At 36.1% G+C, this 15516-nt stretch carries 12 protein-coding genes; 7 read left to right on the top strand and 5 right to left on the bottom strand.

What is annotated here, in order from left to right; genetic code table 11:
- Positions 1–71: 71 nt before the first annotated feature.
- Positions 72–1940, bottom strand: a complete 1869-nt coding sequence (locus FLAPXU55_RS01310; protein WP_180856180.1) for an Nramp family divalent metal transporter — start codon at positions 1938–1940, stop codon at positions 72–74.
- Between the two features lie 74 nt (positions 1941–2014).
- Entirely contained in the window at positions 2015–2407 is a 393-nt protein-coding gene (locus tag FLAPXU55_RS01305) for a Fur family transcriptional regulator (RefSeq protein WP_180856178.1), read from the bottom strand.
- A gap of 94 nt (positions 2408–2501) precedes the next feature.
- On the opposite strand from FLAPXU55_RS01305, the gene FLAPXU55_RS01300 reads away from it, so the two are divergent.
- From FLAPXU55_RS01300 to FLAPXU55_RS01270, 7 genes are all read left to right on the top strand, one after another.
- Positions 2502–2855 (top strand): MerC domain-containing protein, encoded by a 354-nt coding sequence (locus FLAPXU55_RS01300; RefSeq protein WP_180856176.1) that lies wholly within the window; start codon positions 2502–2504, stop codon positions 2853–2855.
- 11 nt (positions 2856–2866) lie between these two features.
- Positions 2867–3787 carry an NAD(P)/FAD-dependent oxidoreductase gene (locus tag FLAPXU55_RS01295; RefSeq protein WP_180856175.1) on the top strand — a complete coding sequence of 307 codons (921 nt, stop codon included), beginning with the start codon at positions 2867–2869 and terminating at the stop codon, positions 3785–3787.
- 266 nt (positions 3788–4053) lie between these two features.
- Positions 4054–6315 carry a TonB-dependent receptor gene (locus FLAPXU55_RS01290; protein WP_180856173.1) on the top strand — a complete coding sequence of 754 codons (2262 nt, stop codon included), beginning with the start codon at positions 4054–4056 and terminating at the stop codon, positions 6313–6315.
- Positions 6316–6503: 188 nt separating this feature from the next.
- Entirely contained in the window at positions 6504–6968 is a 465-nt protein-coding gene (locus FLAPXU55_RS01285) for a thioredoxin family protein (protein WP_180856171.1), read from the top strand.
- Between the two features lie 18 nt (positions 6969–6986).
- A complete protein-coding gene (locus FLAPXU55_RS01280) occupies positions 6987–8168 on the top strand; it encodes a lycopene cyclase family protein (RefSeq protein WP_180856169.1) in 1182 nt (393 codons plus the stop codon).
- Between the two features lie 208 nt (positions 8169–8376).
- Positions 8377–8808, top strand: coding sequence for an ArsR/SmtB family transcription factor (locus FLAPXU55_RS01275; RefSeq protein ID WP_053473128.1), 432 nt, complete (start codon positions 8377–8379; stop codon positions 8806–8808).
- A gap of 127 nt (positions 8809–8935) precedes the next feature.
- The gene (locus FLAPXU55_RS01270) at positions 8936–9346 is read left to right on the top strand and encodes a BrxA/BrxB family bacilliredoxin (protein ID WP_053473127.1); all 411 of its coding nucleotides are present in this window, start codon (positions 8936–8938) and stop codon (positions 9344–9346) included.
- 389 nt (positions 9347–9735) lie between these two features.
- On the opposite strand, the gene FLAPXU55_RS01265 is transcribed toward FLAPXU55_RS01270, so the two are convergent.
- The 3 genes from FLAPXU55_RS01265 to FLAPXU55_RS01255 are packed head-to-tail and all read right to left on the bottom strand — an operon-like array spanning position 9736 to position 15401.
- Complete coding sequence (locus FLAPXU55_RS01265; protein WP_180856168.1) at positions 9736–11100, bottom strand: efflux transporter outer membrane subunit; 1365 nt, start codon at positions 11098–11100, stop codon at positions 9736–9738.
- On the bottom strand, positions 11097–14243 hold the full coding sequence (locus tag FLAPXU55_RS01260; protein ID WP_180856166.1) for an efflux RND transporter permease subunit: 3147 nt from the start codon (positions 14241–14243) through the stop codon (positions 11097–11099). Before FLAPXU55_RS01260 ends, FLAPXU55_RS01265 begins: the two co-directional genes overlap by 4 nt.
- Positions 14244–14246: 3 nt before the next feature.
- Positions 14247–15401 carry an efflux RND transporter periplasmic adaptor subunit gene (locus tag FLAPXU55_RS01255; RefSeq protein ID WP_180856165.1) on the bottom strand — a complete coding sequence of 385 codons (1155 nt, stop codon included), beginning with the start codon at positions 15399–15401 and terminating at the stop codon, positions 14247–14249.
- Between the last annotated feature and the right edge of the window lie 115 nt (positions 15402–15516).

Genomic DNA, 15516 nt, shown 5'->3' with positions numbered 1-15516 from the left:
AGATTTTGGATTGAGAGGAAACCTTTGTCGCTTTGCACCTCTGCACCTTTGTCCCTCTAAAAAGAACTATTTTATTTAACAATCAGCAAAGGTATTGAAATTTTATGTCTCAATTTATCTACCGTTGTGCCAAAAAGAATATCTTTTAATCCAGTGTGGCCGTGGGTTCCCATTACCAAAATATCGAAAATACCGCTGTTGATGATTTCCGGAATTATTTTGTTTGGTTTTCCAAAACCAAGCTCTGTTTCAATGTTAAATCCTTTTTCTGAAAGCATTTTTTTATACTCTAATAATAGTTTTTCATCAATTGTAGTTTCGTGATCATGAATGTGGATTCCATACATTAACGCGCCAACTGTTTCGACAACATGTATAAGAGTGTATTTTGCATCCATTCCGCCTAATTCGAAAGCATGATTAAGTGCAGCTTCATCGGCATGAGAAAAATCGACAGAAACAGCGATGTTTTTTACTTCCTGAGTTTTCTTTTGAGAGAAATGCAGTTTCAGGTTATGAGGCGAATGATTTATAGTTTTTGATTTGGCTTTAGCAATAAAAGGTTTAAAAACAATGTAAAGAAGTAAGCCTAAAAAAGCAAAAGCAAGCGGCACAACCGTAAGCCATAAAATTATTGGATGACTTGAACTTGCAAGCCACGATGTAATTTCATCATAAACCAACTTTGCATTCAATGAAACAATAATGGCTGCAATAATCCAGGAAACAACCTGAGTAGTTCTCGAAATATGAAAACCATTCATTTTTGATTTATCACTGACAAAATGAATCAGCGGAATAATCGCAAAACCTAATTGTAAACTCAAAATCACCTGACTTAGAATTAAAAGCTTTCCTGTTACACTTTCACCATAAACCCAAATAACGATTAAAGCAGGCACAATCGCAATTAAACGTGTTATGATTCGGCGAACCCAAGGTTGGATACGTAAGTGTAAATAACCTTCCATCACAATTTGTCCGGCAAGCGTTCCGGTTACAGTTGAGCTTTGTCCCGCGGCGATTAAAGCAACTGCAAACAATATTGGAGCCCATTTCGTTCCTAATAATGGTTCCAGAAATTTATGCGCATCCTGAATTTCGGCAACTTCAAACATTCCGTTTTTGTGGAAAGTTGCGGCGGCAAGAATTAAAATGGCAGCATTTACGAAGAAAGCCAAATTCAAAGCAATTGTCGAATCTATAAAATTGTATTTTAAAGCCTGTTTGATTCCGGCAGGACTTCTGTCAAATTTTCTGGTTTGCACCAAAGAAGAGTGTAAGTAAAGATTGTGAGGCATTACAGTTGCCCCAATAATTCCGATTGCGATATATAAAGCAGCCGAATTTGGAATAGAAGGAATAAGCCCGGCAAGGATTTTTGGAACTTCAGGTTCTGCAAAGATCATTTCGAAAATGAAAGAAAATCCAATAATGGCGACCAAAACAATAATAAAAGCTTCCATTTTTCGGATTCCTTTATTGATTAAGAAGAGTAAAAGGAAAGTATCTAAAACGGTAATCAAAACTCCTTCAAAAAGCGGAATTCCGAATAAAAGATTAATTCCAATCGCCATTCCGAGAACTTCTGCTAAATCACAGGCCGCAATCGCAATTTCGGCGAGAAAGTATAAAATGTAGTTGATGTATTTTGAATAGGTTTCTCTGGAAGCCTGCGCTAAATCGCGCTGCGTTACAATTCCAAGTCTTGCACTTAAACTCTGCAAAAGCAAAGCCATTAAGTTACTCATTAATAAAACCCAGACTAAAGTGTAGCCAAACTGGCTTCCGCCGGCAATATCTGTGGCCCAGTTTCCGGGGTCCATGTAACCAACGCTTACTAAATATGCCGGGCCTAAAAAGGCTAATATTTTCCTGAAACCTGTTTTTTTATGTTCTGTAGCAACCGATTGGTTAACTTCTTCTAATGATTTGGTCATTTCTAATATATTGATTTACCAAATATATAGAAAAATTATATTCGCTCAACAATATTTTTAGACTTGTCTAAAACTTAAATGTTAGAATTCAAACATTTTGGACATAATCCAGAAAGTGTGAAGTTTATTTCGTTTACTTTATAATTATGAGGCATAATATAACTTGGCTTTACAGTTTCGAGACAAGTAATTTCATGACAGTTCTCACAGCTAAAATGAGCATGATTATGAATGTGTACTCTTTGATGTGAATGATTGCATTTTGCATATTTTACCGTGCCGTCAAGATTGGAGATTTTATGAATGATATCGTCGTTAACCAAACGATCTAAAATTCTATAAATAGTAACGCGATCGCAGACATCATTCAATTGTTTTTGAATTTCGGTGTGTGACAATGCTGTTTTAGATTTCTCAAAAACCTCTAAAACGGCTGTCTTTGCTGTAGTGTTACGTGTAGATTTCATTTTATTTTGAATTAAAAAATTTAACGCAACAATGTTGCAATTGATTTTTATGTGTATATTTGCAACAAAATTGCAATAAGCAAATGTACAAGAAATGAAGAAAACTACCTCATCCTTTTACGATATTTTAGGAATTTCGAGCGCGACAATCTGCCTGGTTCATTGTTTGATTTTTCCACTTTTAACAATACTTCCTTTGGGCATAAGTCACAATCCAATTATCGATTTAGTATTTGCTTCGATAGGCTTATTTGCAATTCTCAAAATTACGAAAAAATCAAGTCTTTTGGTTTCGTCGATTTTGATTGTTTCATTGAGTTTAATCTGGATTAGTATTTTGGCTGAAATCTTCTTAGAGATTCATTTGGATCTCATTTATTTTGGCGGAATCGGGATGATCATCGGGCATTTGATTAATTACAAATTACACAAAAAACAAAATCATTAAAAGTATTAGTTATGGAACAGAAGAATTTTGATGTGATTATCATTGGCGGAAGCTACAGCGGATTATCTGCTGCAATGAGTTTAGGACGTTCTCTGCGTCAGGTTTTGATTATTGACAGCGGTTTGCCTTGTAACAGACAAACGCCGCATTCGCATAATTTTATTACACAAGATGGTGAAAAGCCTGCTGTGATTTCGGCGAAAGCCAAATTACAAGTGGATCTCTATAAAACGGTTCATTTTTATAACGGACTAGCTGTAAAAGCGATCGGGAAAGAAAACGGATTTGAAGTTTCAACAGACTCTGGTGAAACTTTCAATTCAAGGAAAATCCTGTTTGCAACCGGAATTAAAGATCTGTTTCCCGAAATTAATGGTTTTGCTGACTGTTGGGGAATTTCGGTTTTACATTGTCCGTATTGTCATGGTTATGAAGTTAAAAATGAAAAAACAGCTATTATTGCCAATGGTGAAATGGCATTTGATTTTGCAAAACTGATTTCGAACTGGACAAAAGATTTGAGATTATGTACGAACGGAAAATCAACTTTGACTTTAGAACAAACCGAAATACTTAAGAAACATGGTGTTCAAATTTTTGAGGAAGAAATAGATTCCTTCGAACACGAAGAAGGATATGTCAAAAATATCATTTTCAAAAATCAGGAAAAAGTTGCTGTAAAAGCCATTTATGCTAGACCGCCATTTGAACAGCATTGTCCGTTGCCGGCGGATTTAGGCTGCGATATAAACGAACAAGGTTTGCTAAAAGTTGATTTTATGCAGAAAACAAACGTTGCCGGCATTTATGCGAGCGGAGATTGCACCACTCAAATGCGATCTGTGGCCATTGCGGTTTCTATAGGATCTTTCGCCGGAGCTGTAATTAATAAAGATCTTATTGACGAGGATTTTGAAGTTTATAAAGTTTAATAGCCCCTAGCTTCAGCTAGGGGAATTAGATTTGAATCGAAACAGGCTTTAGCCAAATCGTATCGGTTTGGCTAAAGCCTATTGGTTTCGTTTATATTTTCATCCAGCTAAAGCTGGACGCTATTGAACTTGTTTTATTTCTCTCTAGATTTTAAAGCAAATAGAAATATAACATATTGACATAACTAAAGTTATAAATTTCTAAATTTAAAATGATTATTTGTCAAATTTAATTTTTAGTTTTGTCTAAAATTAATTTTACCACGATGAAAAATTCAATTTGGATATTGATATTATTTAACTTACACTTTTCTTTTGCTCAGGAAACTTCTAAAATCTCTGGTTTTATAACTGGCAACGGACAAAAATTACAAGCCGCGAATGTTCAGTTATTAGGAACAAAACAAAAAACAGTTTCAGATAGTTTAGGTTATTATGTTTTTGAAAATGTTAGTATTGAAGAAGGAAAAATCCAGGCAACTTCGACTGGATTTAAACCCGTGACTCAAAGATTTTCAATTGTAAAAGGACAAAACCTCAATCTTGATATTGATTTAGAAGATAATGAAAACCAGCTTAACGAAGTAGTAGTTTCGGGAACCTTAAAACCAGTGAAACGTTTAGAAAGTGCCGTTCCGGTTGAGGTTTATTCACCGGTTTTCTTCAAAAAAAATCCAACGCCAAGTATTTATGATGCGCTTCAAAACATAAACGGCGTTCGGCCGCAGTTGAATTGCGGCGTTTGTAACACGGGAGATATTCATATTAACGGCCTCGAAGGTCCGTATACGTTGGTTTTAATTGACGGAATGCCAATTGTAAGCAGCCTTTCCACAGTTTATGGTTTATCCGGAATTCCGAATTCTTTGGTGGAACGAATAGAAATAGTAAAAGGTCCAGCTTCGTCTCTGTATGGAAGTGAGGCTGTTGGAGGTTTGATCAACATTATCACTAAAAACCCAATAAATACTCCAATGTTTTCTGCGGATTATTTTACAACTTCTTATTTTGAAAACAATCTTGATTTGGGAATGAAGTTTAATGTAGGGAAAAAAGCAACTTCTCTTTTAGGGATTAATTATTTTAGCTATAATCAGGTTATTGATAAAGACAAGGATAATTTTACAGATGTAACGCTTTCTGATCGAATTTCGGTTTTTAATAAATGGAACTTTCAGAGAAATAATAATCGCCTTTTTACGATTGCAGCGCGCGGAATGTACGAAGACCGATGGGGCGGCGATGTTCGCTGGGAGAAAAAATACCGAGGAGGAGACGAAATTTATGGTGAAAGCATTTATACTAAAAGAGCAGAATTAATTGGAAGTTATCAATTGCCGTTTGAAGAAAAACTAATGCTTTCCTTCTCTGGAAACGTGCATTATCAGGACAGTCGTTACGGAACAACATCATTCATTGCGAATCAAAAAATTGGTTTTCTGCAATTGACTTGGGATAAAAAGATTGGCCGTAATGATTTACTTGCCGGAATTGCAAATCGATATTCGTATTATGACGACAATACTCCGGCAACAAAAGATGCTGAAAGTACCTGGTTACCGGGGATTTTTGTTCAGGATGAAATTACATTTTCGCCAAAAAGCCAGGTTTTATTGGGAGCGCGTTATGATTATAACTCGATTCACGGTTCTATTTTTACACCAAGATTTGCGTATCGCTTTAAAGCAAATGATAATACGATTTTCAGATTAAATGCCGGAACGGGATTTCGGGTTGTGAATTTATTTACCGAAGATCATGCGGCACTTACAGGTTCAAGAGAAGTTGTAATTAAAAATGATTTAAAACCGGAACAATCTGTAAACGTAAATTTGAATTATATTCAGAAAATAAACTTTAATAACGGAACTTTTATTGGAATTGAAACGACGGCTTTTTATACCCGTTTCAGTAATAAAATCATTTCAGATTATGAAACCGATCCGAATAAAATCATTTATGATAATATTGATGGTTATGCTATCAGTCAGGGAATCAGTACCAATGTCGATGTCAATTTTACCAATGGTTTAAAGTTTATTCTGGGCGCAACGGTTTTAGACAACAAAAATGTTCAGAACGGAATTTCAGAAAGACCTTTTCTAACCGAAAAATTTACAGCAACATGGAGTGTGTCTTATAAAATTGAGCCATGGAATTTATTGCTGGATTATACCGGAAATGTTTACAGTCCGATGAAACTGCCTTTGTTAAATGAATATGATCCGAGAAATCCAAATTCGCCTTGGTACAGCATTCAGAATATTCAGTTTACATACACAGGCTGGAAAAATTTCGAACTTTACGGAGGTATCAAAAATTTGCTGAACTTTACTCCAAAGCAGAATAATCCGTTTTTGATTTCGAGAACAAATGATCCTTTTGATAAAAATGTGCAATACGATGCAGCTGGAAAAGTACTGAGAACTCCAGATAACCCATACGGATTGACTTTTGATACAACTTATGTTTATGGGCAAAATCAGACTATTCGTGGTTTTTTTGGGTTGCGATATACTTTGAGGTAAATTTATGGGCGACAATAATGCAATTCATAATTAAACTGGACTGAAGTCCAGCTCTACAATATGAATCGAGCCTATGGCTCTTGAAGTTCCAACGGAACGAACTATGTTGTAGGGCTGGACTTCAGTCCAGTTTAATGGTACGAAAAGACATAATAATCTGTAAAATCTGTGGGCTAAAAAACAACAAAATGAAAAAGCTATTTTTCCTAATCTTCTTCTTCGGAATAACCTCAACAGGATTCTGCCAGTTAAAAAGCAACACTTTTGAAGAAGTAGATAGTTTACAGCAAATTCAAAAACGAAAAATCATCGTTTTCATCCATACCGATTGGTGCCAGTTTTGCCAGCGAATGAAAGCAACGACATTTAAAAACCAGAAAATTATCGAAAAACTGAACTCAGATTTCTATTTCATTGATTTGAATGCCGAAGAAAAGCGAGATATTGCATTTAATAATCAGACATTTAAATACAAACCTTTGGGAAATAATGTGGGTATTCACGAACTGGCTTTACAGCTCGGAACAATTAATAATCAAATTCTATATCCAGTTTTATGTGTCTTGAATGAGAAAAACGAGATTATACTGCAGTACAGCAATTATTTGAGTCCAAAGGATTTTAACCTTTTTTTAGAAAAACTGAAAGAATAAATTTTCTTATTTTTGAGAATGAATTCTTCGCAAATTAAACACTTCGATTACATTTTTACAGGAACCGGACTGGCGTCTTTAATGACAGTTTATAAAATGGTTTTATCTGGAAAATTCTCTGATAAATCAATTTTGCTTTTAGATCAGGATTCGAAGAAAACAAATGACAGAACCTGGTGTTTTTGGGAAAAAGAAGATTCAATTTGGAATCCAATTATCTCTAAAAAATGGGATTTGGCTTTATTTGCCAATAAAAACTTTAAACGAGATCTTCAATTAAAACCCTATACCTATAATAAAATCAACGGATTAGATTTTTATAATTTCGTTTTCGATGCTATTTCAAATCAACCGAATATTACTTTTCTAAATGAAAAAGTAACCGACATCAACGAACTCGAAACGCATGTTTTTGTTGGTACAGAACAAAACAGATATACCTGTAATTATTTATTCAACAGCATTTATACAAAGGCTTTCGCCGAAAGTCAAACGAAATATCCGGTTTTACAGCAGCATTTTGTGGGTTGGTTTGTAAAATCAGAATCAGAAGTTTTCAATCCTGAAGAAGTTATTTTCATGGATTTTTCGGTAGAACAAAAAGGAAATACAAGATTTATGTATGTCTTGCCAACTTCTAAAACTGAAGCTTTGGTTGAATATACTTTGTTTTCGGAGAAACTGCTTCCTACGGAAGAATACGAAAATGAAATTCAAATCTATTTGCAGAAACTCGGAACACACCAATTTGAAATTATCGAAAAGGAGCAGGGAAGCATCCCAATGACTTCTTATCCTTTTTGGAAGAAAAACACTAAACGTGTTTTAAACATTGGAACTGCCGGCGGATGGACAAAAGCAAGTACGGGTTATACTTTCAAAAATTCAGATAAAAAATCCTCAGAATTAATAAAGTTTCTTAGTGATAATAGTTCTCCAAAAATCCCGGAATCGTTCAGTATGAAAGCGTTTCATAAAAAAAGCCGATTCTGGTTTTATGATTTATTGCTTTTAGATATTCTGTATCGCCATAATGAATTAGGAAGGTCTATTTTTTCTTCTTTATTCAAAAAAGGAAATCCACAATTGATTTTTAAATTCTTAGATGAAGAAACCAATTTATTTGAAGACCTTCAAGTCATTTTAAAATGTCCAAAATTGCCTTTTATAAAGGCATTGTTTAGAGTTTTATTCAGTTAAGGTAAAAACTGAGCGTACATCAGTCTAAATCTGTAAAATCTGCGGACCATCTTATTCTAATTTTTTTATCGTAATAAGTAGTGCATACTTTGAGAACTGTGATGTGAACGTATAAAAAATACCTTATTGTTCTGTTTTTATGACTTTTTGAAGCGATTCAAAAGATGCCCTGCCAATTAATTTTGTATTTGAAAAATTGAAGAGGATTATGGGAACTACAAAGAATTTAAAATTTGATATAGAAACAGAAGCAATAGGAAAGATTTGCAAGGCACTCGGGCATCCAACAAGAATTCAAATTATGACCCTTTTATGGAGAAAAGATAATAGAACTTGCGGTGAAATAGTTGATTTAATTCCTTTGGCACAATCCACAATATCAAAACATTTACTTGAATTAAAAAAAGCAAATCTGGTCGAGATAAAATATGAAGGTAAAAAAACGATATATTCTATAGAAGTCGATAATATAGAAGTTCTTAAAAGATTTGTAAGTAATTATCTTTCAACTATTGAGATTTCTGAACAGGATAAGGAAACGGTTTTGACGACAAAACGTAAAATGCGAGGGAGAAACAGACATTTAAAACAATATAATTATCAATTTCCTGAGAAAAAAGTAAAACAAGCAGCAGTTTAAATATTCTGAAATACAAGGCTTAGAATTTTATATCGAACTATAACAAAACTTTATACTTCAAATTAAGTAGTTGCGAGTAAACTTTGTAACTTTGCAGTTCAAAAGTAAAATTTAAAAGAATAAAAATATGTATCCAGAAGAAATGGTAAAACCAATGCAGGCTGAACTTACAGCTGCTGGGTTTCAAGATTTACATAGTGCCGAAGCTGTTGAAAATGCTATCAAAGCTGAAGGTACCACTTTAGTTGTTGTAAACTCTGTTTGCGGATGCGCTGCAAGAAATGCACGTCCGGGAGCAAAAATGAGTTTAGAAGGCGCTAAAAAACCAGATCACCTTATTACAGTTTTTGCTGGTGTTGACAAAGAAGCGGTTGATGCAGCAAGACAACATATGTTTCCTTTTCCTCCATCATCGCCATCTATGGCTTTGTTCAAAAACGGAGAATTGGTTCACATGTTAGAGCGTCACCACATCGAAGGTCGTCCAGCTGAAATGATTGCTGAGAACCTGCAAGATGCGTTTAACGAATTCTGCTAATTAAGGGAATAAGATTCTGATTTGCTGAGGTTCTTAGGTTCAAAGCAGAAAAGGTACATAGGTACAAAGATTTAAAAGAGGGGTGTTTCAAAATTGAAACACCCCTCTTTTAAATTTATATATTTCCTTGTTCCCTAGGAACATCTCGTTGGTAGAAAATTATATTGTTATCATTGTTTTACGTTCCGTAGAGACGTTTGATTTTGGTATCGTTTTTATAATCTGATAACATCAAACGTTCCTATGGAACGTAAATATGGGCGATCGTCATTTTTTTCTACCGATGAAACATTCCTACGGAATGATAACTAGATATAAAAGAAAAAAACTTAGAATCTTAGCGTCTCAAAATCTTAGCAACTTAAAAAAACCTTTTAACCTCAAAAAAACTAATTCCATCCTCCGCCAAGGGCTTTATACAATTGAACCATTGAACTTAATTGTTTTTGGGTTAACTGTGAAAGACTTAATTGCGCTTCAAACAAAGATCGCTGCGCATCCAGAACTTCTAAATACGAAACATAACCATTGTAATACCTTGCATTTGAAAGATCGTAGTTTTTCTGTGCAGCAATAACCTGTCGGTTTCTGGCTGTCCATTCTTCTTTAAACATAGCCACATTTTGAAGGGAGTTTTCGACTTCGGCAATGGCGGTTAAATAGGTTTTTTGGAAATTGAATTTTACTTCTTCCGCAATTTGTCGGTTGACATCAACGCGTCGTTTGTTTTTTCCGAAGTTAAAAATTGGTCCCGTAACGCCAGCACCAACATTCTGCATATACGAACCATCATTAAATAAATCTCCAACCATAATGCTGGTAAAACCTGCAACGGCAGCAATATTAAACGACGGATAACGCAATGCCTGCGCAACACCAATTCTTTCATAAGCTGCTTTGTATAAATATTCCTGACGTTTTACATCGGGCCTGTTTTCTAATAAAGCTGACGGAACCGAAGTTGGGAAAGTCGTTAAAATCAACAATTCACTATTCGTTTTTCCACGCTGAATTGGCTGTGGAACTTGTCCGACTAAAATCGAAATGGAATTTTCCAGAGCCGTAATCTGTCTTTTGATTAACGGAATATTCGCTTCGGCAATTGCAACCTGCTGTTCAATTTGAACTTTATCCAATTCGGCAACATAACCGCTTATAAAACGTTCGTTAATAATGTCGTACGCCTTCTGTCTGGTTTCTAATGTATGTGTCGTAATTTCCAGTTGGTTATCAAAATCGCGCAATTCAAAATAAGAAATGGCAATAGTGCTGACAATATTCGACAGGACTACTTTTCGTGCTTCGTCGGTTGCTAAAAGTTCGTTTTGCAAAGCTTTATTCTGATGACGGTATTTTCCCCAAAAATCCAGTTCCCAAGACATATTTGCCAAAGCCGATGAAGGCTGCATAAAAGTTTCGGCACTATTTACCTGACCAGAATATTGAAAAGCAGGAAATAAATCGGCTTTTGCGATTCCGAGATTGGCTTTTGCCTGTTCCAAACGTGCCAAAGCAATTTTAAGATCGTAATTGTTTTGAATTCCTTTTTCAATCAGGCCAATTAAGACATCATCGTTAAATATCGATGACCATTTTATGGTGGTAACAGATTTTGTTGTGTCTCTGGTTTGATCGCCAAAACGAAAAGTATCTGCCTGAGGTTGTTCGGGTTTGACGTATTTTGGTCCAACCATACATCCGTAAGGAAAAACAACCATCAAAAATAACGCTGAAAGTATTTTTAGATTTTTCATTTTTCTTCGTCTTTAGGTTCATCGATTTCCTCCGGTTTTTTCTTTCCGAATGTTTCAATAAATACAAATAACACCGGAATCAGACAAACGCCCAAAATGGTGGCAACCAACATTCCGCTAAAAACAGTCATTCCCATTACTTTTCTGGCTTGCGCTCCGGCTCCACTTGCGGTTAACAACGGAACAACTCCCAAAATAAAAGCAAAAGCCGTCATTAAAATTGGTCGGAAACGTAATTTGGCAGCGTACAATGCGGCTTCTTTAGCGGGCATTCCTTTTTCATATTCTTCTTTGGCAAATTCGACAATCAGAATGGCATTTTTTGCAGCCAATCCAATCAGCATTACGAGACCAATTTGCGCAAAAACATTATTTACATAATCGGGACTTAATAATCTGCAGAGATACAATCCGAGGAAAGCACCAAAAACGGCAAAAGGAGTTCCGAGTAAAACGCTGAAAGGTAATTTCCAGCTTTCGTATTGTGCGGCGAGAATTAAAAACACGAAAAACAGCGCCATGATAAAAACGGTATTCCCTTTTCCTTCAGCTTGTTTTTCCTGATAACTCATATTCGCCCATTCGTAGCCCATTCCGGCGGGAAGAACTTTTGCAGCGGTTTCTTGCAATGCTTTCATGGCTTCCGCCGAAGTAAATCCGGGTGATGGTGTTCCTCCAATTTCTGCGGCACGATACAAGTTAAAACGGGTTGTAAATTCGGGTCCACTTTCTTTTCGAATGGTAGCAATACTAGTAATAGGGATCATTTTGTTATCACGACTTCGAACAAAAATCTTATTAATATCTTCTGGATTTACGGTAAAACTTGGATCTGCCTGAAGCAAAACAATATATTGCCGTCCGAATTTATTGAATTCGTTTATGTATTGCCCTCCCAAACTGGCACCAATAGCAAGATTGACATCGGATAAAGAAAGATTCAGTTCTGAAACTTTTTCTCGATCAATATCCAGACTAATCTGAGGAACATTTGGATTGAAGGTCGTTCGAATCGTTCCAATTTCAGGCCTTTTTTTAGCTTCAGCCATAAACCTTTGGGCATTCTGGAAAAGATATTGTGGTGTGTTTCCTTCTTTATCCTGAAGCATCATCGAGAATCCGGCGGCGTTCCCAATTCCCGTAATCGGCGGAGGCCCAAAAGCAAAAACCGTCGCTTCGGGTATTCCGAAAACTACTTTTCCATTGACTTCTTTTAAAATCTGGAAAACATCTTGTTCACGTTCTTTCCATTCTTTTAAGGCCACGAAGAAAAATCCGTTATTGGTGGCAACCGAGTTTTTGATTAAACTGAATCCGGCAACCGAAGTGTAATATTCAACGCCCTGATTTTTAGATAAAATATGTTCTACTTTTTGAATGACTTTACTAGTTCTTTCCAAAGAAGAAGCTCCGGGAAGTTCAATATTGACAAACATATAACCCTGATCTTCTTCGGGAACGAACCCGCCCGGAATTTTTCCTCCCAAAAGAATAATGGCTCCAACTACAATTCCGATAAAAATTAAACTTCGGGCTGTTTTCTTGATTAAGAAACCTGAAAACCCTGTGTATTTATTGGTGAAATTTCCAAACTTAACATTAAACCATTTGAAGAATTTCCCGAGCCAGCCTTTTGCTTCCTGATTAGGTTTTAGTAATAATGAACATAAAGCCGGACTTAAAGTTAAAGCACTTAATGCAGAGAAAATCACGGAAATAGCAATTGTAATAGCAAATTGCTGATACAATCTTCCGGTAATTCCCGGAGTTAATGCAACCGGAATAAATACGGCAGTTAAAACAATCGCAATCGCAATTACTGGTCCCGAAACTTCACGCATGGCTTGGTTTGTCGCTTCTCTCGGTGACATTCCCTGCTCAATATGGTGCATTACAGCTTCAACAACTACAATGGCATCGTCGACGACAATCCCAATGGCGAGAACCAATCCTAAAAGAGAAAGTACATTTATCGAAAATCCGAGTAACGGAAACAGCATAAATACCCCAATCAGGGAAACTGGAACGGTTAAAAGCGGAATTAAGGTCGCACGCCAGTTTTGCAGAAAGATAAAAACTACCAGAATTACGAGAATAATGGCTTCCACTAAAGTATGCATGATTTCGTTAATTCCTTCAGAAATGGCTAAAGTCGTATCTAGAGAAACGGCATATTTTAAATCCTGAGGAAATCTTTTACTGAGTTGTTCAATCGTATTTTTTACGTTTTCAGCAACTTCAAGAGCATTCGAACCCGGCATTTGTTTAATTCCGATAGTTCCTGCGGGATTTCCATTGAGTTTGGCAACCGAAGCATAACTTTCGGTTCCGAGTGTTACTGTTCCAACATCTTTCAACCGAACCTGCTGATTGCTGATGTTTGATTTTAAAATGATGTTTTCGAAATCTTCTGGATTTACCAAACGATCTTTCAGCATTACGTTATACGTAAATTCATTGTTTTGTGTTGCTGGCGGAGCGCCAAATTTTCCTCCGGGTGCAATGGCATTTTGTTCCTGAATAGATCGAATAATATCGGGAACTGTTAAGTTGTATTTGGCCATAATATCGGGCTTGACCCAAATTCGCATGGCATAATTACTTCCTCCGTAAAGTGTAACTTCTCCAACACCTTTAATACGAGCGAGCGCATCTACAAGATTAATGCTCGCATAATTGGTCAAAAAGTTATTATCGAAAGTTTTGTTAGGAGAATACAAAGACAAAATCAGCATAGGCATTGATAATGACTTTTTGGTTGTAACTCCGGTTGTTTTTACATCGTTTGGGAGTTTGTTGGTCGCTTCGGCAACTCTGTTTTGAGTTAACATTGTTGCATTATCCAAATCTGTTCCCATATCAAAAGTGATCGAAAGCGTCATACTTCCGTCTCCAGTATTCGTCGACTGCATGTACAACATATTTTCAACACCATTTACTTTTTGTTCGATTGGTGTTGCAACGGCTTGCTCGACATTTAGCGCATTGGCTCCGCGGTAACTCGTAGAAACCTGAACGAGAGGCGGGGCAATTTCGGGATATTGTGCAATGGGCGTTGACAGAATCGAAAGTCCTCCAATGAGAACTATAAATATGGAAAGTACGATTGCAACGATTGGTCGTCTTACAAAGAAATTATCCATAGCCTAGTTGTTTAGAGATGATGCAATTTGCTTTTTATCTTTCTCGGCTACGTAGGGAACTGGAACTACTGTTGATCCAGGCTGAATAAATTGATTGCCAATAATGGCGACTTTTTCGTTGGGTTTTAAACCTTTAGTAATAATCCAATCAACTCCAATTTTCTGTCCAACTTCAACCATTCGGGTTTGAATGGTGTTTTTATCGTCAATAATAGAAACCTGGAATAATCCCTGAATTTCGGTTACGGCTTTTTGAGGAACTACAATCGCATCTTTTTGGGTTCGGAGTAAAACACGGACTTTAGCAAATTGTCCGGATCGTAAAGTTCCTTCCGGATTTGGAAATTGTGCTTCGATAGTTACGGTTCCGGTTGTTGGGTCTATTTTGGTGTCAGAGAAATTGAGAGTTCCTTTGTATGGATGTGTACTTCCATCAGAAAGTATAAGTTGAAGATCAGTAATTCGTTCTCCGTCTTTGACTTGTTTTTGATATTGCAGATAATTTGATTCGCTGACGGTAAACTGAACTCTGACTTTTTCTAGTTTTGAAACGGTGTTTAATTTAGACTCATTTCCAATTTTGGTAATATAATCTCCTAATCGGGCATTCGAAAGACCAATAACACCGTCGATTGGTGATTTTATATTGGCATAGCTTCTTTCTATCTGCTGATTTTTTAAACTTGCCTGAACACTGGTGTAGTTTGATCGGGCTGCTTTTTCTTTGGCTACAGCCGCGTCTAATTCTCTTTTACTAACAGCGTTCATATCTGCAAGCGGCCGAATTCGTTTTAATTCTTCTTCGGCATTCACTAAATTACTTTGTGCAGCGGCAACCTGACCACGTACTTGTTCCACTTTTGTATCGTATTCCAGCGGATCAATGGTGTATAATAATTGCCCTTTTTTAACGCGCTGACCTTCTTTAAAATGAATTCCAGTTAGAATTCCGTCAACTCTGGCGATTAATTCAATGTCTAAATCTCCAAAAGTCTGTCCGGCAAAATCTTTGTAAATGGGGACATCCTCACTCTTGACGGTTACAAAAGGCGCCTGCATGGGAGGAGGGGCTTTCGGTTTTTCTTTTTTACAAGAGATGAAAATTATTAAAAGTAAAAGAATTGGGAAGAGTGGTTTGGGTAGTTTTAAAGCATTCATAATCATAAATGTTAAAATTGTGCCTTATAAATTTAGTGAAATTTTCATAACGTATTGATAAGCAGTGTTTATTTTTTACTAACGCAATAAAGTTGCAAAATAAAATATGTAAAAA

Source organism: Flavobacterium panici (assembly GCF_903819335.1).
In the GTDB taxonomy this organism is placed as follows: domain Bacteria; phylum Bacteroidota; class Bacteroidia; order Flavobacteriales; family Flavobacteriaceae; genus Flavobacterium; species Flavobacterium panici.
Note: the sequence above shows the minus strand (reverse complement) of the source record. Positions and strands in the feature narration are given on the sequence as shown.